The 13,486-nt window shown below is 38.1% G+C and carries 13 protein-coding genes; 6 read left to right on the forward strand and 7 right to left on the reverse strand.

All coding sequences use genetic code 11. The features are described from left to right. Positions 1-169 precede the first annotated feature (169 nt). The gene (locus PL9214_RS13465) at positions 170-547 is read left to right on the forward strand and encodes a hypothetical protein (RefSeq protein ID WP_083580006.1); all 378 of its coding nucleotides are present in this window, start codon (positions 170-172) and stop codon (positions 545-547) included. 56 nt (positions 548-603) lie between these two features. Further along, on the forward strand, positions 604-1,083 hold the full coding sequence (locus tag PL9214_RS13470) for a hypothetical protein (RefSeq protein WP_072719319.1): 480 nt from the start codon (positions 604-606) through the stop codon (positions 1,081-1,083). Positions 1,084-1,158: 75 nt separating this feature from the next. On the opposite strand, the gene PL9214_RS13475 is transcribed toward PL9214_RS13470, so the two are convergent. Then, entirely contained in the window at positions 1,159-1,917 is a 759-nt protein-coding gene (locus tag PL9214_RS13475; RefSeq protein WP_072719461.1) for a CorA family divalent cation transporter, read from the reverse strand. Between the two features lie 184 nt (positions 1,918-2,101). Beyond that, on the reverse strand, positions 2,102-2,623 hold the full coding sequence (locus tag PL9214_RS13480) for a hypothetical protein (RefSeq protein WP_072719320.1): 522 nt from the start codon (positions 2,621-2,623) through the stop codon (positions 2,102-2,104). 358 nt (positions 2,624-2,981) lie between these two features. Here PL9214_RS13480 and PL9214_RS13485 point away from each other — a divergent pair, with 358 nt between their 5' ends. Then, positions 2,982-3,239, forward strand: coding sequence for a DUF8620 family protein (locus PL9214_RS13485; RefSeq protein ID WP_072719321.1), 258 nt, complete (start codon positions 2,982-2,984; stop codon positions 3,237-3,239). Positions 3,240-3,467: 228 nt separating this feature from the next. Here the strand turns inward: PL9214_RS13485 and gatB are convergent, their stop codons facing one another. Beyond that, positions 3,468-4,952 carry an Asp-tRNA(Asn)/Glu-tRNA(Gln) amidotransferase subunit GatB gene (gene gatB, locus PL9214_RS13490; protein WP_072719322.1) on the reverse strand — a complete coding sequence of 495 codons (1,485 nt, stop codon included), beginning with the start codon at positions 4,950-4,952 and terminating at the stop codon, positions 3,468-3,470. Positions 4,953-5,116: 164 nt separating this feature from the next. On the opposite strand from gatB, the gene egtD reads away from it, so the two are divergent. Continuing rightward, entirely contained in the window at positions 5,117-6,139 is a 1,023-nt protein-coding gene (egtD, locus tag PL9214_RS13495; RefSeq protein ID WP_072719323.1) for an L-histidine N(alpha)-methyltransferase, read from the forward strand. Positions 6,140-6,238: 99 nt separating this feature from the next. Here egtD and PL9214_RS13500 read toward each other — a convergent pair whose 3' ends face one another. The 3 genes from PL9214_RS13500 to PL9214_RS13510 form a co-directional block, all read right to left on the reverse strand. Continuing rightward, positions 6,239-7,549, reverse strand: a complete 1,311-nt coding sequence (locus PL9214_RS13500) for an LCP family protein (RefSeq protein ID WP_072719324.1) — start codon at positions 7,547-7,549, stop codon at positions 6,239-6,241. A 126-nt stretch (positions 7,550-7,675) separates the two neighbouring features. Then, on the reverse strand, positions 7,676-8,359 hold the full coding sequence (locus PL9214_RS13505) for a HEAT repeat domain-containing protein (RefSeq protein WP_072719325.1): 684 nt from the start codon (positions 8,357-8,359) through the stop codon (positions 7,676-7,678). 153 nt (positions 8,360-8,512) lie between these two features. Beyond that, complete coding sequence (locus PL9214_RS13510; protein WP_186440360.1) at positions 8,513-9,163, reverse strand: methyltransferase domain-containing protein; 651 nt, start codon at positions 9,161-9,163, stop codon at positions 8,513-8,515. A 131-nt stretch (positions 9,164-9,294) separates the two neighbouring features. On the opposite strand from PL9214_RS13510, the gene PL9214_RS13515 reads away from it, so the two are divergent. Then, positions 9,295-11,703 carry a CBS domain-containing protein gene (locus tag PL9214_RS13515; RefSeq protein WP_072719326.1) on the forward strand — a complete coding sequence of 803 codons (2,409 nt, stop codon included), beginning with the start codon at positions 9,295-9,297 and terminating at the stop codon, positions 11,701-11,703. Positions 11,704-11,742: 39 nt separating this feature from the next. Here the strand turns inward: PL9214_RS13515 and PL9214_RS13520 are convergent, their stop codons facing one another. Further along, entirely contained in the window at positions 11,743-12,510 is a 768-nt protein-coding gene (locus PL9214_RS13520) for a class I SAM-dependent methyltransferase (RefSeq protein WP_072719327.1), read from the reverse strand. 523 nt (positions 12,511-13,033) lie between these two features. On the opposite strand from PL9214_RS13520, the gene PL9214_RS13525 reads away from it, so the two are divergent. Then, entirely contained in the window at positions 13,034-13,435 is a 402-nt protein-coding gene (locus PL9214_RS13525) for a 6-pyruvoyl trahydropterin synthase family protein (protein WP_072719328.1), read from the forward strand. Positions 13,436-13,486 lie beyond the last annotated feature (51 nt).

Raw genomic sequence — 13,486 nt, forward strand, 5'->3', positions numbered from 1 at the left:
AGAAGCAAGGAAATTAATTCCTCACTTCTTCTCGATTTATATCTTATCTTAACGGGATCTTCCTCTAGTCTCCAATTATTCTCTCTTGATTTTGATAAATTGCCGATCATTAAACCTTGACTAGACTGGAATTTCCCAGTTTTGAACAGATGCTGAGGCGCAATTAGAAATGTTCCAGATTCCTTTACCCTCAACCTTACCCATCAGTCGATTATTTACAGCCTTCTTAGTTCTTCCCCTCGTGATGTTTCATAGTCAGCGCGCGATCGCTGATAAGTCGGATTTTGTGATTGCCAATAACAGTAGTAAAATGGTAACAGAACTCTATCTGTCTGATTCGAGCCTTGATAATTGGGAATACGACATTTTGCAAACCGATGTGTTACCAACAGGGCAAAGTGTTCAAGTTTTATTCTCTGATCCAAACTCGGCTCGGTGTTTTTACGATATTCGTGCTGTATTTGCTGATGGGCAAATCTTGGAAGACTACCAGATTAATGTTTGTAGGAATAATCTTTACACCTTTGTTGATCCTACTCAAACCTGAGATTAATTGTTTTAGATTTGAGTCATTAATGTTAACTCATTGTTTCAAAAATCCCTATGATTCATCACCTTTCTATTCCAGCTAAAAATCCCCGTCAAGTCGCTGAAGTTCTAGCCCAGATTTCTCAAGGAAAATTTGCTCCTTTTCCCCCCCACCCCGGTAGTTATTTTGTGTTAATGTTAGATGAATATGGAACCGCCATTGAGGTCTATCCCTTCGGCACAGAATTAACACCGGGAACCGGATATCAAGATGTTCTATTTACCCATAATGCTTGGGGTTCTAACTATAGTGCAACCCATCTGGCTCTTTCTGTTCCCATTACTCAAGAGGAAATTGAAGCTATTGCAGCAGAAAACGAATGGCGAGCGGTTCGCTGTAATCGAGAAAATGCGTTTGATGTGATAGAATTTTGGGTAGAAAATCAATTTTTAATTGAACTTTTACCTCCAGAATTTGCCCAGAAATATTTATCCTTTATGCAACCCCATCAAATTGAGCAATTTCTAGCGGCTGCTACTGTTTCGACACCTTGAATCAGTTATCAGTTATCAGTTATCAGTTATCAGTTATCAGTTATCAGTTCAGGAGTTAACAATACAATAGTATTGCTATTCTTTTAACCCTTGTTTTAAATCCATTGCTAATTTATTAAAGCTTAATTGGGAAAAGGTTCCTGTAAAAACCCATTGTCTAACAACTAACCCTAACCAAATTCCGGCTAAAAAAATCAGCCAAAACATTAGGGGAGATTGAAATTCCAAGCCGCTTTTTAAGTTCATCCCAAATACACAGGAAATAGCCGTAAGCGGAAAGAAAATTGCAGCTAAAGTATTGAGCCGATTTCCAGCTTTAGCAGCGGCTTCTGTTTCAGTTGCGATTTTAAAATCCAGGGCATTTTTTGTGTTAATATAAAGAATATCTAACGTGCGTTCAATTTCATAAGCCCAATCTCTTAAATCCAGAATATCTCGATCTTGAGGAATTGCTTCTCTGGCTGTTTGTAACGTGGCGTGTAAGTTTTCTGTCGCTAACTGTAGGGGGGTAATAGCCTCTAAAAGGTTAAAATAATCCTCTGCGGTTTTAGCAATATTATAAAATTGATTTAAGTCTTCTTCGGCTGAATGATACTCTTTCAAATGATTGGTTAATTGTTGAAACGCTACACCCCCTTTACTGCATTCCCAACGACCATCGGGTCTACGCCAAAATAATACCCCTTCTCGATGGCGCTCGCCCGGTTTGGGAACTTTATGTAATACTAATAACAGATTCTCATCGGCTATCATCGCCCGTTGTTTACCAAAACTTTTTTGACCAAAGCGATCGCGAAGTGTTGCGGGAAGATTCCAAGTTGAGGGTAATTTCATAAGAGAGGAGGGAACAGGGAACAGGGAACAGGGAACAGAAAAGAAGAGTTTACTTTTTAAGTTTGCTGTATTAGTTTTTGTCAATCACCGTATTTACAGAACTGCTTAATTTAAGGGTTATCTATTGACAGTTCAGGGTTAACAGCAAATTGTAAACTGTCAACAGATAATAGCCTCCTAAAACCTATTTTTTATCTTTTTTTCCGGGAGCATTTTCGGGTTTAGCTTCAGCATCAGAAGACTTTAAAGCTTCATCTAAAATCGCTCTGGCTTCTTCGGCTTTTGCTCTAGCTTCTCGATATCGCAGATTAGAAACCGCGAAATTTTTTAACACCTTAAACCCATCTTTTAATTCGGTTACTTCTTCTACTGTTACAGGTTGATCTGTAAACAAAATATCAATGGCTTCTCGTACTTTTAAGGCTTCTTCCCGTGAGTCCATTACTTTCAATTTCAACGAAGCCAAATTACTCAAAATCTGCACAGCTTCAGAAATGGCATCTTCTTCTTCAACGGGGGTATCATCGGGTTCTTTGACTTCGATAAACTGTTGAGGACTAAAGCCTTCATCTAATTCCGTTGGCAGTTTACCTGCATCCATCAATTCCATCAGTTTGTCCATCGCTTTCTCACGCGCTTGGGATGAATCTTTACCTCGGACGGTGAGAACGATTTCTGGACTTTGAGCAAGGGTGTAGCGAACCATATTGACACAGACTGCCTATGATAACTCTTGACTTCTATTGTAGCAAAGGTTCGGTTCAGATTAGGTTAAGCTTGTCTACAAATTGTGAATTAATATTTGCAAAAAGAACCCTTTGATGCTTAAAATATACAAGACAATAGGGAACAGGGAACAGGGAACAGGGAACAGCAAATAGAGAATAGGCAATAGGCACTCTTGCAATAGGCACTCTTGCAATAGACACTCTTGCAATAGGCAATAGGGAAATTTAGATTTTACGGTTTAGGGTTGATGATTAATCTGGGCTTTAAGCGTTAGGAGCGACTGATAAAGGTTTAAGATTAAATGAGTTAATCTAATTTTGAGTTGAGTTGGGACGATGAAAGAACAATTGATCAAATGGTTAAATCGAATTTTAGTGGCGGATGTCTTTTTAGTATTATTCAGTTTTTTTTGGCTAGTAATTGCGGTTTTAGGACATTCTTTTAAAGTAAATCTAGGCTTAGATTTATGGTACAAACTCTGGGAACCTGTGTTTACTCCCGCCATTGGAATTTTAATGGGCGGGGCGATTCTCAGTTGGGCTATTAGTAAAGTTAACCAATTATTTTTTAGCCCCAAATCTGATGAATTCTGAAGAATAGGTTGGGTTTAGCAATTGTGAAACCCAACCCTTTAAACAATTTCTGATTTCTTGAAGATTAAGGAATAATCAAGAAAATTCCCCAAGCGAGAAAAGACAAAATCAACAAAAAACTAACTCGCCAGTACAATCGCTCCCGTTCGTATTTTTGCATGGCTTAAAATCTCCTTAAAATCTAAGAAGAGTTGGGTTAAAGTTAATCACCCAACCTTCAGACGTTTCTTATTTTTTTAACTTTTCCCCTAAGAGTTGATTCGTGAGTTTAGGATCAGCTTTTCCTGACGTTTTCTTCATAATTTGACCCACAAAAAACCCTTGAAGTTTAGTTTTTCCCGCATGATATTGTTCGAGTTCTTTGGGATTTTCGGCTAAAACTTGATCGATAATTTCTTCTAAAGCTTTAGGATCGGATAATTGAATTAATCCTTTCGCTTCCACTAAAGCTTTAGGAGAACCTCCTTTTGCCAATAATTCCGGTAAAATATCTTTAGCAATTTTACCACTAATCGTTCCGGCTTCAATTAAGGCAATTAACTCCGCTAATTCTTGGGGTTTGAGGGCAATTTCAGTGATACTGCATTTTTCGTTTTTTAGATAGGCGGTAATATCCCCCATAATCCAGTTTACCGCTTGTTTAATATTAGCACCTGCGGCAATAGTTGCTTCAAAATATTCAGAAACCGGACGATCATCCGTTAAAACACGAGTATCATAGGGGGATAATCCTAATTCTGTTTCATAGCGATGACGTTTGGCGGCTGGGAGTTCAGGTAATTGCGATTGCCAAGTTTTTAATTGTTCAACAGACACTTCAATCGGGGGAAGATCGGGTTCAGGAAAATAGCGATAATCGCTTGATCCTTCCTTCGTTCTCATACTAATAGTTCGTTGACTTCCTTCTTCCCATAAGCGAGTTTCTTGAATAATTTTTTCTCCCGCTTCTATGGCTGCAATTTGCCGTTCTATTTCATGATCAATCGCCCGTTGAATGGCACTAAAAGAGTTCATATTTTTAATTTCAACTTTCGTTCCAAACTCTTTTTGACCCACGGGACGCACGGAAATATTCACATCACAGCGCAGGGAACCTTCCTGCATATTGCCATCACTCACGCCTAAATACCGCATAATTCGACGCAATTCTTGGGCGTATTCAGCCGCTTCTTGTCCAGAACGAATATCCGGTTCAGACACAATTTCAACTAAAGCAATTCCCGCCCGATTATAATCAACCATAGAATAGGTTGAACCGGAAAGGCGATCGCTTCCACCATGAACTAATTTCCCCGCATCTTCCTCCATGTGTAAGCGAGTAATGCCGATAATTTTGCGTCTTGAACTGCCATCTTCCTCAACAATTTCAATTTCTAATTGACCCTTTGCGGCAATCGGTAAATCATATTGAGAAATTTGATAATTTTTAGGCAAATCAGGATAAAAATATTGTTTGCGATCAAATTTACTGTAAGCAGCAATTTCACAATTAAGGGCTAACCCAGCTTTTACGGCATATTCTAAGACTTTTTCATTTAACACCGGGAGGACACCGGGTAATCCCATACAAATGGGATCAATATTCATATTGGGATCAGCCCCAAATTTCGTGGAAGAATTGGAGAAAATCTTAGTTTCCGTACTCAGTTGACAATGGGTTTCTAACCCAATAATCGCTTCATACTTCGTTGTAACAGGTGCAGTAGCGGTCATAGACATTCATCAGACTTTTGTTAACAGCTATTCCCTATTGTATATTTTTTTTGTTGCTCTGAGTCTGTCAGACGATGGATAATGGCTTAATTTTATCTAAAAATAGGTTTTAATCAACAAAACAGGGTAAAATCTTATTCTTAAGCTGAGTTTTATCTTTTATAATGCCAATTTCAAATTCTTCCTTCGTATCATCAGAGGAGTACATCCGAGTTAACCCTCGCTTAACAATTGAAACTTTTCGGGAAAAATGCCCGGTTACGGCTGGAGAGGACGTGATCAAAGGGCTAACTCAAACTCCCAAAACCTTACCGCCTAAATATTTTTATGATGATCAGGGATCATTATTGTTTGAGAAAATTTGTGAGTTACCTGAATATTATTTAACCCGCACAGAAACTAAAATTTTACAAGATTATGCCTCGGAAATTGCCCATTTAACAGGCCCTTGTGAAGTTGTAGAATTAGGAAGTGGGAGTTCTACAAAAACTCGAATTCTATTAGACGCTTATCAAGAGTTAGGTCATCCCTTACATTATTTACCCATTGATATTAGTGGGGGAATTTTAGAACAAAGTGCCTATTCTCTCCTGGAAGATTATCCCACGCTGCATATTCATGGGATTGTTAGTACCTATGAAACAGCCTTGAAGCATCTCAATTCTTCTCCTTTACCATCACGAATGATCGGTTTTATTGGGAGTACATTAGGCAATTTAAAACCCGAAGAATGCCATGTTTTTTTTGCCCATGTTGTTGAAGCGTTGCAGCCCGGAGATTATTTTTTATTAGGGGTAGATTTACATAAATCTAAGTCGATTTTAGAACCTGCTTATGATGATAGTCAAGGGGTGACGGCTGCTTTTAACTTAAATATGTTGCGACATTTAAACCGTTTGTTTGAAGGAAATTTTAAGATTGAGCAATTTGAACATTTAGCCTTTTACAATGACACGAAGCATCAAATTGAAATGCACTTAAAAAGTTTGCGATCGCAAATCGTTGAACTTAAAACCCTGAATTTAACCCTTGAATTTGCAGAAGGGGAAACGATTCATACGGAAATTTCTCGTAAATTTCAATTTGAACAAATTCAAGAGGAATTACAAACCCTAGGATTAGTTTCATTAAAGAATTGGACAGATGAAAATCAATATTTGGGTTTAATCTTGTATCAATTGCAATAGACAGTTATCAGTTATCAGTTGTCAGTTGTCAGTTGTCAGTTATCAGTTGTCAGTTATCAGTTAATAATTATTGACTAAAGTTTGAAAATAAGTTGCTGATCACTTGTTTTTTATCCAATCTTCGCCGACTCGAATGGTTAAATCTGAACCCAATTCTCCTGTGGCAGAGGCTTTAATTTCTCCTAAGCCAAGGGCTTTTTGCATCAATTTTGCCGCGCCTAAGTCTCCGCCTTGAACAATAATTTGGGTTTGCAATTGTGGGGTTGATTCAATAGGGGCTAAATAAACTTGATTAAATCCTTGATTGGATAAAAAGTTAAGCATTTTTTCAGCCCCAGTAGAATGACCAGAGGCATTTTGAACCGCAATTTTTAAATCTTTGGATAAACGGTCATAAGCAGACGGTTCATAGGAACTTTTTAAGGTGTATCCTGTTGAATCTAAACGGAAATATTGATACATTACCCGATCGCGTCCCTGTTCATCCAGGAACCAATAACTACTATTAGAATCTTCCTGAGAACTAGAACGACCGGGTAACATCACCATTTTAAAATTCTGGGGTTCCAGATTCAAACCAAAATTAACTAAGGTTAAAATTTCTTCAAAACTCAAATTAGTATCAATATATTTTTGCATAATCCGAATAATTTCAGGAACACGCGGTAAAACCGTCGGATCTTTGAGTCGAACTAAAATTGCTTCCATTAACGCTTGTTGACGCTGAACACGACCTAAATCTCCATAACCATCACCCCGAAAGCGCACAAATTGATCCGCTTGTTCTCCATTAATAGTTTGCCAACCGGGTGCTAAATCAATTTTTAATTGCTGAGTTTTATCTTGATAGGACATCGGTTGAGGAATATAAACTTCTACTCCTCCTAAAAAATCCACTAATTCTCGAAATGCACCGCTACTTACACGAACATAACGGTTAACTTCAACTTTGTTTAACGTATTTTGAATTACCTGTTGTGCTAATTGAGCACCCCCCCAATAATTCGCCTCATTAATTTTTCCAGTTCCATAACCTGGAATTTCAACTTGAGTATCACGGGGAATAGATAATAAACTCACGGATTTATCTTGGGGTTCAAAACCTACTAATAACACCGTATCACTCCGACCTTTAAAAACATCGGGGGATGCTGAATCTTGATTAAGATTGCCATCAATTCCCAACACCAAAATATTAACCGAACGAGATAAATTATATTTAAACCGATGTCGCCATAGCCCATCTAAAATATTTAATTCGGGTTCATTAAAATCAAATTTTTCAGGAGCGAGTAAAGCTGTCATTGCGCCTAAAATAGCTGAAATACTAGCCAGCAATAAGACTATAAAACTAAAAAATATTAATTGGAGAATTTTGGGTTTTTGACGGTAAGGGAACGGAGAAGTCATAAGCTGATTTAAGGATAGCTTTTCAGGGAAATATAAAAACTGAAAATCTATCGTCTAATAGTCAGGTTCATTTGTCAAGATAATTCAATTATCCTCGGTGTTCTCCGTTCCCCTGTGATCAAATTCTTAAGATTTTAATTCGGCTTCTTGTAGCCGTTCTAAGGAAATTTTGGCAGCTTCAGCCACTTGCAGATGACTATCTTTGACTAAATAGTTCAACGCCGAAAGACTTTTGGGTGTCACCAAATGACCTAATGCTTCAGCTAATCGTTGCCGAACTAACCAATCTTCAGCTTGAGCAAAGCGCAGAATATGATCAACAGATTCAACATCTTTAATTTCTCCGATCGCCGCGATCGCCGCTTGATGTAAAATCACTTCATTACTATTTAATGCGGCTAATAAAACATCACGGGCGCGAATATCTTTCAGGTTGCCTAAAGAAACTGCCGCACTAAATCGAACCAGCCAATCTGTATCTTCATAAAAAGCTCTAACTAAAGGTTCAAATGCTCGAATATCTTCTAAATAACCCAAAGCCCCTGCGGCATCAGCCCTGACTCCATAATCGGGATCAGTTTCTAATAGATTCACCAACAGGGGATAGCATTCGGCTGTGGGTTTAATTCCCAGGGCAAAAACCGCCATTGACCGGACTTGTAAACTGGGATCATTAAGAACTTTTTTAATCAAAGGAACAGCATCTTCTGGGGGAACTCCCCGCAAAGAAACTAACGCCAATAAGCGATCGCGTAAGTTGTCGCTCTCTAACTGATTTGAAATATTTTCTAAGTTCAACGGTTGACTCATTCGTAAATCAGGTTCAATTTAATCTTTATTTATTATAATAAGGCAGACTAAAATTTGCAGAACACAAAGTCCCCTAAAGGTAACTGGATTCTGAATTCCTCTATCAAGGGGAGTTAGACAGATCAACTTTAGCCTAAAACCCCTAAATTTCTCTTATTTTTTTTTGACCCTAAACTGTCCCCAATGTTCTTCACCTTGACGCTTAGAGGTTGAGTTTGTCACGGGATGGAGATCAAGAATATGAAATTTATCTTGAAAATATGCTTGAATTTCCCCAGGTGTAATCCCAAACGGTGGCCCTCCAGGACGGGAATGGGTAAAAAACAACCCCAACAATTGCCCCTTGGGTTTCAGAATAGACTCAACTAACTGGGCATAATTTCCTCGTTTTTCGGGGGGAATGGCACAAAAACAAGTATGTTCAACGACATAATCAAATTGTCCTGAAAACTCTTCCGATAATTCAAAAATATCCCGTTGTAAGAATATTGCTGAGGTGGGTAAATCTTGTCCTGAACCTTTTAAAAGAGACGGTTGAGCTATCAACTTCTGTTGCCAGTTTAAGGCTTCTTCAATTGCAGAAGTCGCGAAATCAATCCCAACAACATCAAATCCATAACTGGCAAACAACAGCGCCTCATAACCCCTTCCACAGCCTAAAACCGCAGTTTTTCCCGGTGGTAGGGTGTGAGAAGATTGCAAAAAATCAACAAAGGGGGGTGCTGGTTCTCCTAAGTCCCATCCTGGGGTTCCCTGTTGATAGTGTTCTTCCCAAAAATTGGGTTCATTAACTGATAAAATCATAACTATTTATTGTGAAATTGTGTTAAACTCATTAGCGATGAGTCTCCGATAAATGCTGAGTGAGTTTGTGTTGACATTTCAAGATTAAAAACCTCGTGTCTTTTGCCACGAACTTTTTTTAGAGTATCACTATGGAATTTTATCAGTCTGTGCGGTATTCATCAGCCTTAGAACAAGCCATTGATCGAAATCCATTTATCGTTACGCCCGAAACTTCTTTAGCCGATGTGATCAAGGTATTGGGACTCTCTCAAAATCATTGTCTGTTAAACCCTAGCCATTCTTCAGTAGAAGATTCTAGGGCAAGTTGTGTGTTAGTGATTCATCAAGATCCAGAAGAATTTGTTCATGTTCTTCCTGATGAACACCCTCAATTTTCCTCTCTTTTAGGGATTGTAACAGAACGAGATATTGTTCAGTTAATTGCGGCGGGAATTTTAGATAATTTAAAGGAAGCACCGCTTCATAAAATTCGTGTCGCTGAAATTATGTCTCCGGTTACAGTTAGTTTAACTGAATCCGATGATCAAGATATTTTTACCGCTTTATCCTTATTTCGACAACATCAAATTCTCCATTTACCGGTTTTAGATAGTCGAGGGCAGTTAGTGGGAGTGATTACCCCAGAACGAATTCGTCGGGTTTTACAACCGTCTAATATTTTAAGATTGCGAAGAGTCGGAGATGAAATGTTAACCCAAGTTGTGACGGCTCCGGTAACAACATCTGTATTAAGTTTAGCTCAAATGATGGCGGCACATCAAGCCAGTTGTGTTGTCATTTTTCAATCGGGAACTCGAAAAAAATTAACTCCCGTTGGATTAGTTACAGAACAAGATATTGTGGAGGCACAATTTTTAGAATTAGATTTAACCTTAACACCTGCAACAACGGTAATGGGAACTTTATCCTTTTCTTTAAAACCCAATGATTCTTTATGGCTGGCTCATCAAGAAATGCAAAAGCAACAGGCACAATGGTTAGTCGTTTGTGGAGATGAAGGAGAATTATTAGGAATTATTACACAAGTTAGTTTATTAAGAATGCTTGATCCGACGGAAATGTATCGGGTTGTTAAACAATTACAGCAATCAGTTAATCAACTGCAAACGGAAAAATTAGAACTGTTAAAAAGTCGCAATGCGGAACTGGAAAAACAAGTTCAAGAACGCACCTCTAAAATTCATGAACAGTTACAACGGGAAAGACTGTTAGCTAAAATTTCCATGAGAATTCATCAATCCTTAAATTTAGATGAAATTCTCAATGCAACAGTGGCGGAAGTTCGACAATTTTTACAAGCTGATCGGGTGTTTATTTATCATATTGAATCCGACCAAACCGGAAAATTAGTGGCTGAATCCGTTGCTATTGGATGTAAATCCCTGGCTAATGATCAGCTTTTTAAAGAATCAGTTAAATGTTACTTAACGGTCTTTGAATATGATAATATTTATGCCGTTTCTGATATTCAAAAATCTTCCTTAAGTCCTGAAGAAATTAATCAATTAAATCAACAGGAAGTGACGGCTTATCTCGTGGTTCCTATTTTACAAGATGGGCAACTGTGGGGAATTATTACAGCCCATCAGTGTTCAGGTTCTCGCCATTGGCAACCCTCAGAAACCCTATTATTACAACAGCTTGCCACTCAATTAGCGATCGCCATTCAACAAGCTCAATTATATCAACAAGTTCAAGCGTTAAATACTGATTTAGAACGTCAAGTTCAAGATCGAACCGCCGAACTCCAGCAAAAAGTTCAAGAATTGCAACAGTTAAATATTCTCAAGGATGATTTTTTGAGTACCGTTTCTCATGAACTGCGGACTCCTTTAGCGAATATGAAAATGGCGATTCATATGTTAAAAATTGCCCCCAATTCTGAGCGAGGTCAAAAGTATTTGGAGATCCTAGGATCTGAATGTCTGCGAGAAACAAATTTAATTAATGATTTATTGGATTTACAACGGTTGGAATCCTCCTCTACCCCCATTGCTCTCGAAAGTTTAGATTTATTGGAATGGTTGCCCAATATTATAAATCCTTTTTATTCCCGCACTCAAGAACGCCAGCAGTTGCTCACTGTATCTTATTATCCCCATTTACAACCCATTAGAACAAATGCCAATAGTTTAGAGCGGATTTTGGCAGAACTGTTAAATAATGCCTGTAAATATAGTCCAAATGGGGGAGAAATTTTTCTAGAAATTCATTATCGTTCTTTATCAAATTGGTTGGAATTAATATCAACCCCTAAAACCAAACGCAAAGGTAAAAAACAAGATAAACCTCTCCCTTCTCCCTCAATTTCCGACTCCTTACAAATTGTCATTCGTAACCCAGCAGAAATTCCGGCTAAAGAACTTCCTCGCATTTTTGAGAAGTTTTATCGGGTTCCCAATGCAGACCCCTGGAAGCAAGGAGGAACCGGGTTAGGATTAGCATTAGTCCAAAAATTAGTTGAACAATTAGGCGGAACAATTCAAGTTGAAAGTGACCAAACTTTAACAACTTTTATCATTGAGTTTCCCTGTTAAGTTCAGTTCTTATTGAGCGAGTTGGGACAAGTTACACAATCATTTTTCAGCAATAACAAGCATCTCAAAATCTTCAGTTGTTAATCTGTCATGTCTGGAAAATGCCCCCAACTTAGCGCTATAAATATCTATGCTGCTGTAACCCAGAGATTTCAGGAGCCAGGTAATTTCACTCGGCACATAATACCTTTCATTACAGGCAAGAGATTTCTTGTTTCCCAGGTCATCTTCAAATTCCGTTATGTTATGATCCCGGAAGGTCATCAAGTCAAAACTATTGCTTTTGCAGGTAGAATTTCCGGCTTCTGTTGTTGATTCATAGAATTGCTCAACCGAATGATATAAGGGGAACAATCCATTTAAAGTTGTGAATATAAGTTTAGCATTCGTCTTTAATGATTGGGTGACATTTTTCAGGATTTCAAAGTTCATTTCATCAGTTTCCATGAGGGAAAATCCTCCCTCGCAAAGCATGATCGCGGCATCAAATTCATGATTAAATGGCAAATTTCTGGCATCCTGCTGCTGAAAATCAATCATCAAATTTTCAATTTTTGCTTTATCCTTTGCCCTTTTAAGCTGAGATTCGGATAAATCAATTCCCGTAACAGAATATCCCCGCTTGGTCAGTTCAATTGTATGTCTTCCTGTCCCGCAACCTACGTCTAATATGTTTAAGGATTTATTAAATCCTAATTCTTTTTCTATGAAATCACATTCACCCATTGTCCCTTTTGTAAAATTCTCAGAATCATATTTTTCTCCGTAATTCTCGAACAGGGATTCGTACCATTGTTTTTGAGTCATATTATTTAAAATCTGATTGCTTTGGAGTCAATAAACCTTATAGCAGATTGGTTTTTAATTACAATCCCCTGAGAGGGGATAAGGTGAATGAAATCGCGGCTCAAGCTGCCTCAGAGTGTGGTATTCCTCGATTAATGTTAAGTCGTCCAGCTTGGAAAACAGTTTCACTCATGCAGGAAAAAGTAAACTAGCAAAAGACTCAGCCTAATTTCAATGTCAAGGTTCTGGCTAATCACCCTATACGGGATGTTATACAGAAAAATTCTGCCTAATCACCCAAATGGCGTGTTAGCCCGACATTATAGCACTACGCACAAGGAAAAAGTAAAAAGGATAAAGGAAAAGTTGCCTGCTTATGGTTTTTAGCGTTTAACAAAGTTAATTGATGTTGAGTATTCGGACTCAATTAGGGATCGTAAAGAGTGAACTTATCTGTTTAATTTATGTTTCAAAGTTCTTGAATGGATGGAAAGTTCACGGTGGCGTCAAAATAAGATCAGATGTTGAGTTGAAGCCCGTACCTATGCCGAAATGGAAATTAACAACAGAATTTACCTTTGATAGCGCCCATTATATTAAAGATTATGATGGCCCCTGTGGACGAATGCACGGTCATAGTTATCGTGTGCAAGTGGAAGCAACATCTAACCAACTCCATTCCTCGGAATATTGCCCCCATCCCGTGATGGTCGCAGATTTTAGAAGTTTACGATGGGCAAAAAAAGATGTTACCAAAGGAGGGTTAGATCATGGGGTGTTAAATGAAATTTTACCCCCGGAATATGAAACAACAGCCGAAATGATTGCCAAATATATTTATGATGTCACCAAAAAACGAGTCCCTGAAGGAGTCCGATTAAAAGTTAGGGTTTCAGAAACCTCTAATTCTTGGGTTGAGTATGAAGATGATGAATCAGAAAGTTAAAGGTTAATTCAACGGATGAGTGGTAGAATTAATTCAATCTAAATCTACCCC

This window comes from Planktothrix tepida PCC 9214 (assembly GCF_900009145.1).
In the GTDB taxonomy this organism is placed as follows: Bacteria; Cyanobacteriota; Cyanobacteriia; order Cyanobacteriales; family Microcoleaceae; genus Planktothrix; species Planktothrix tepida.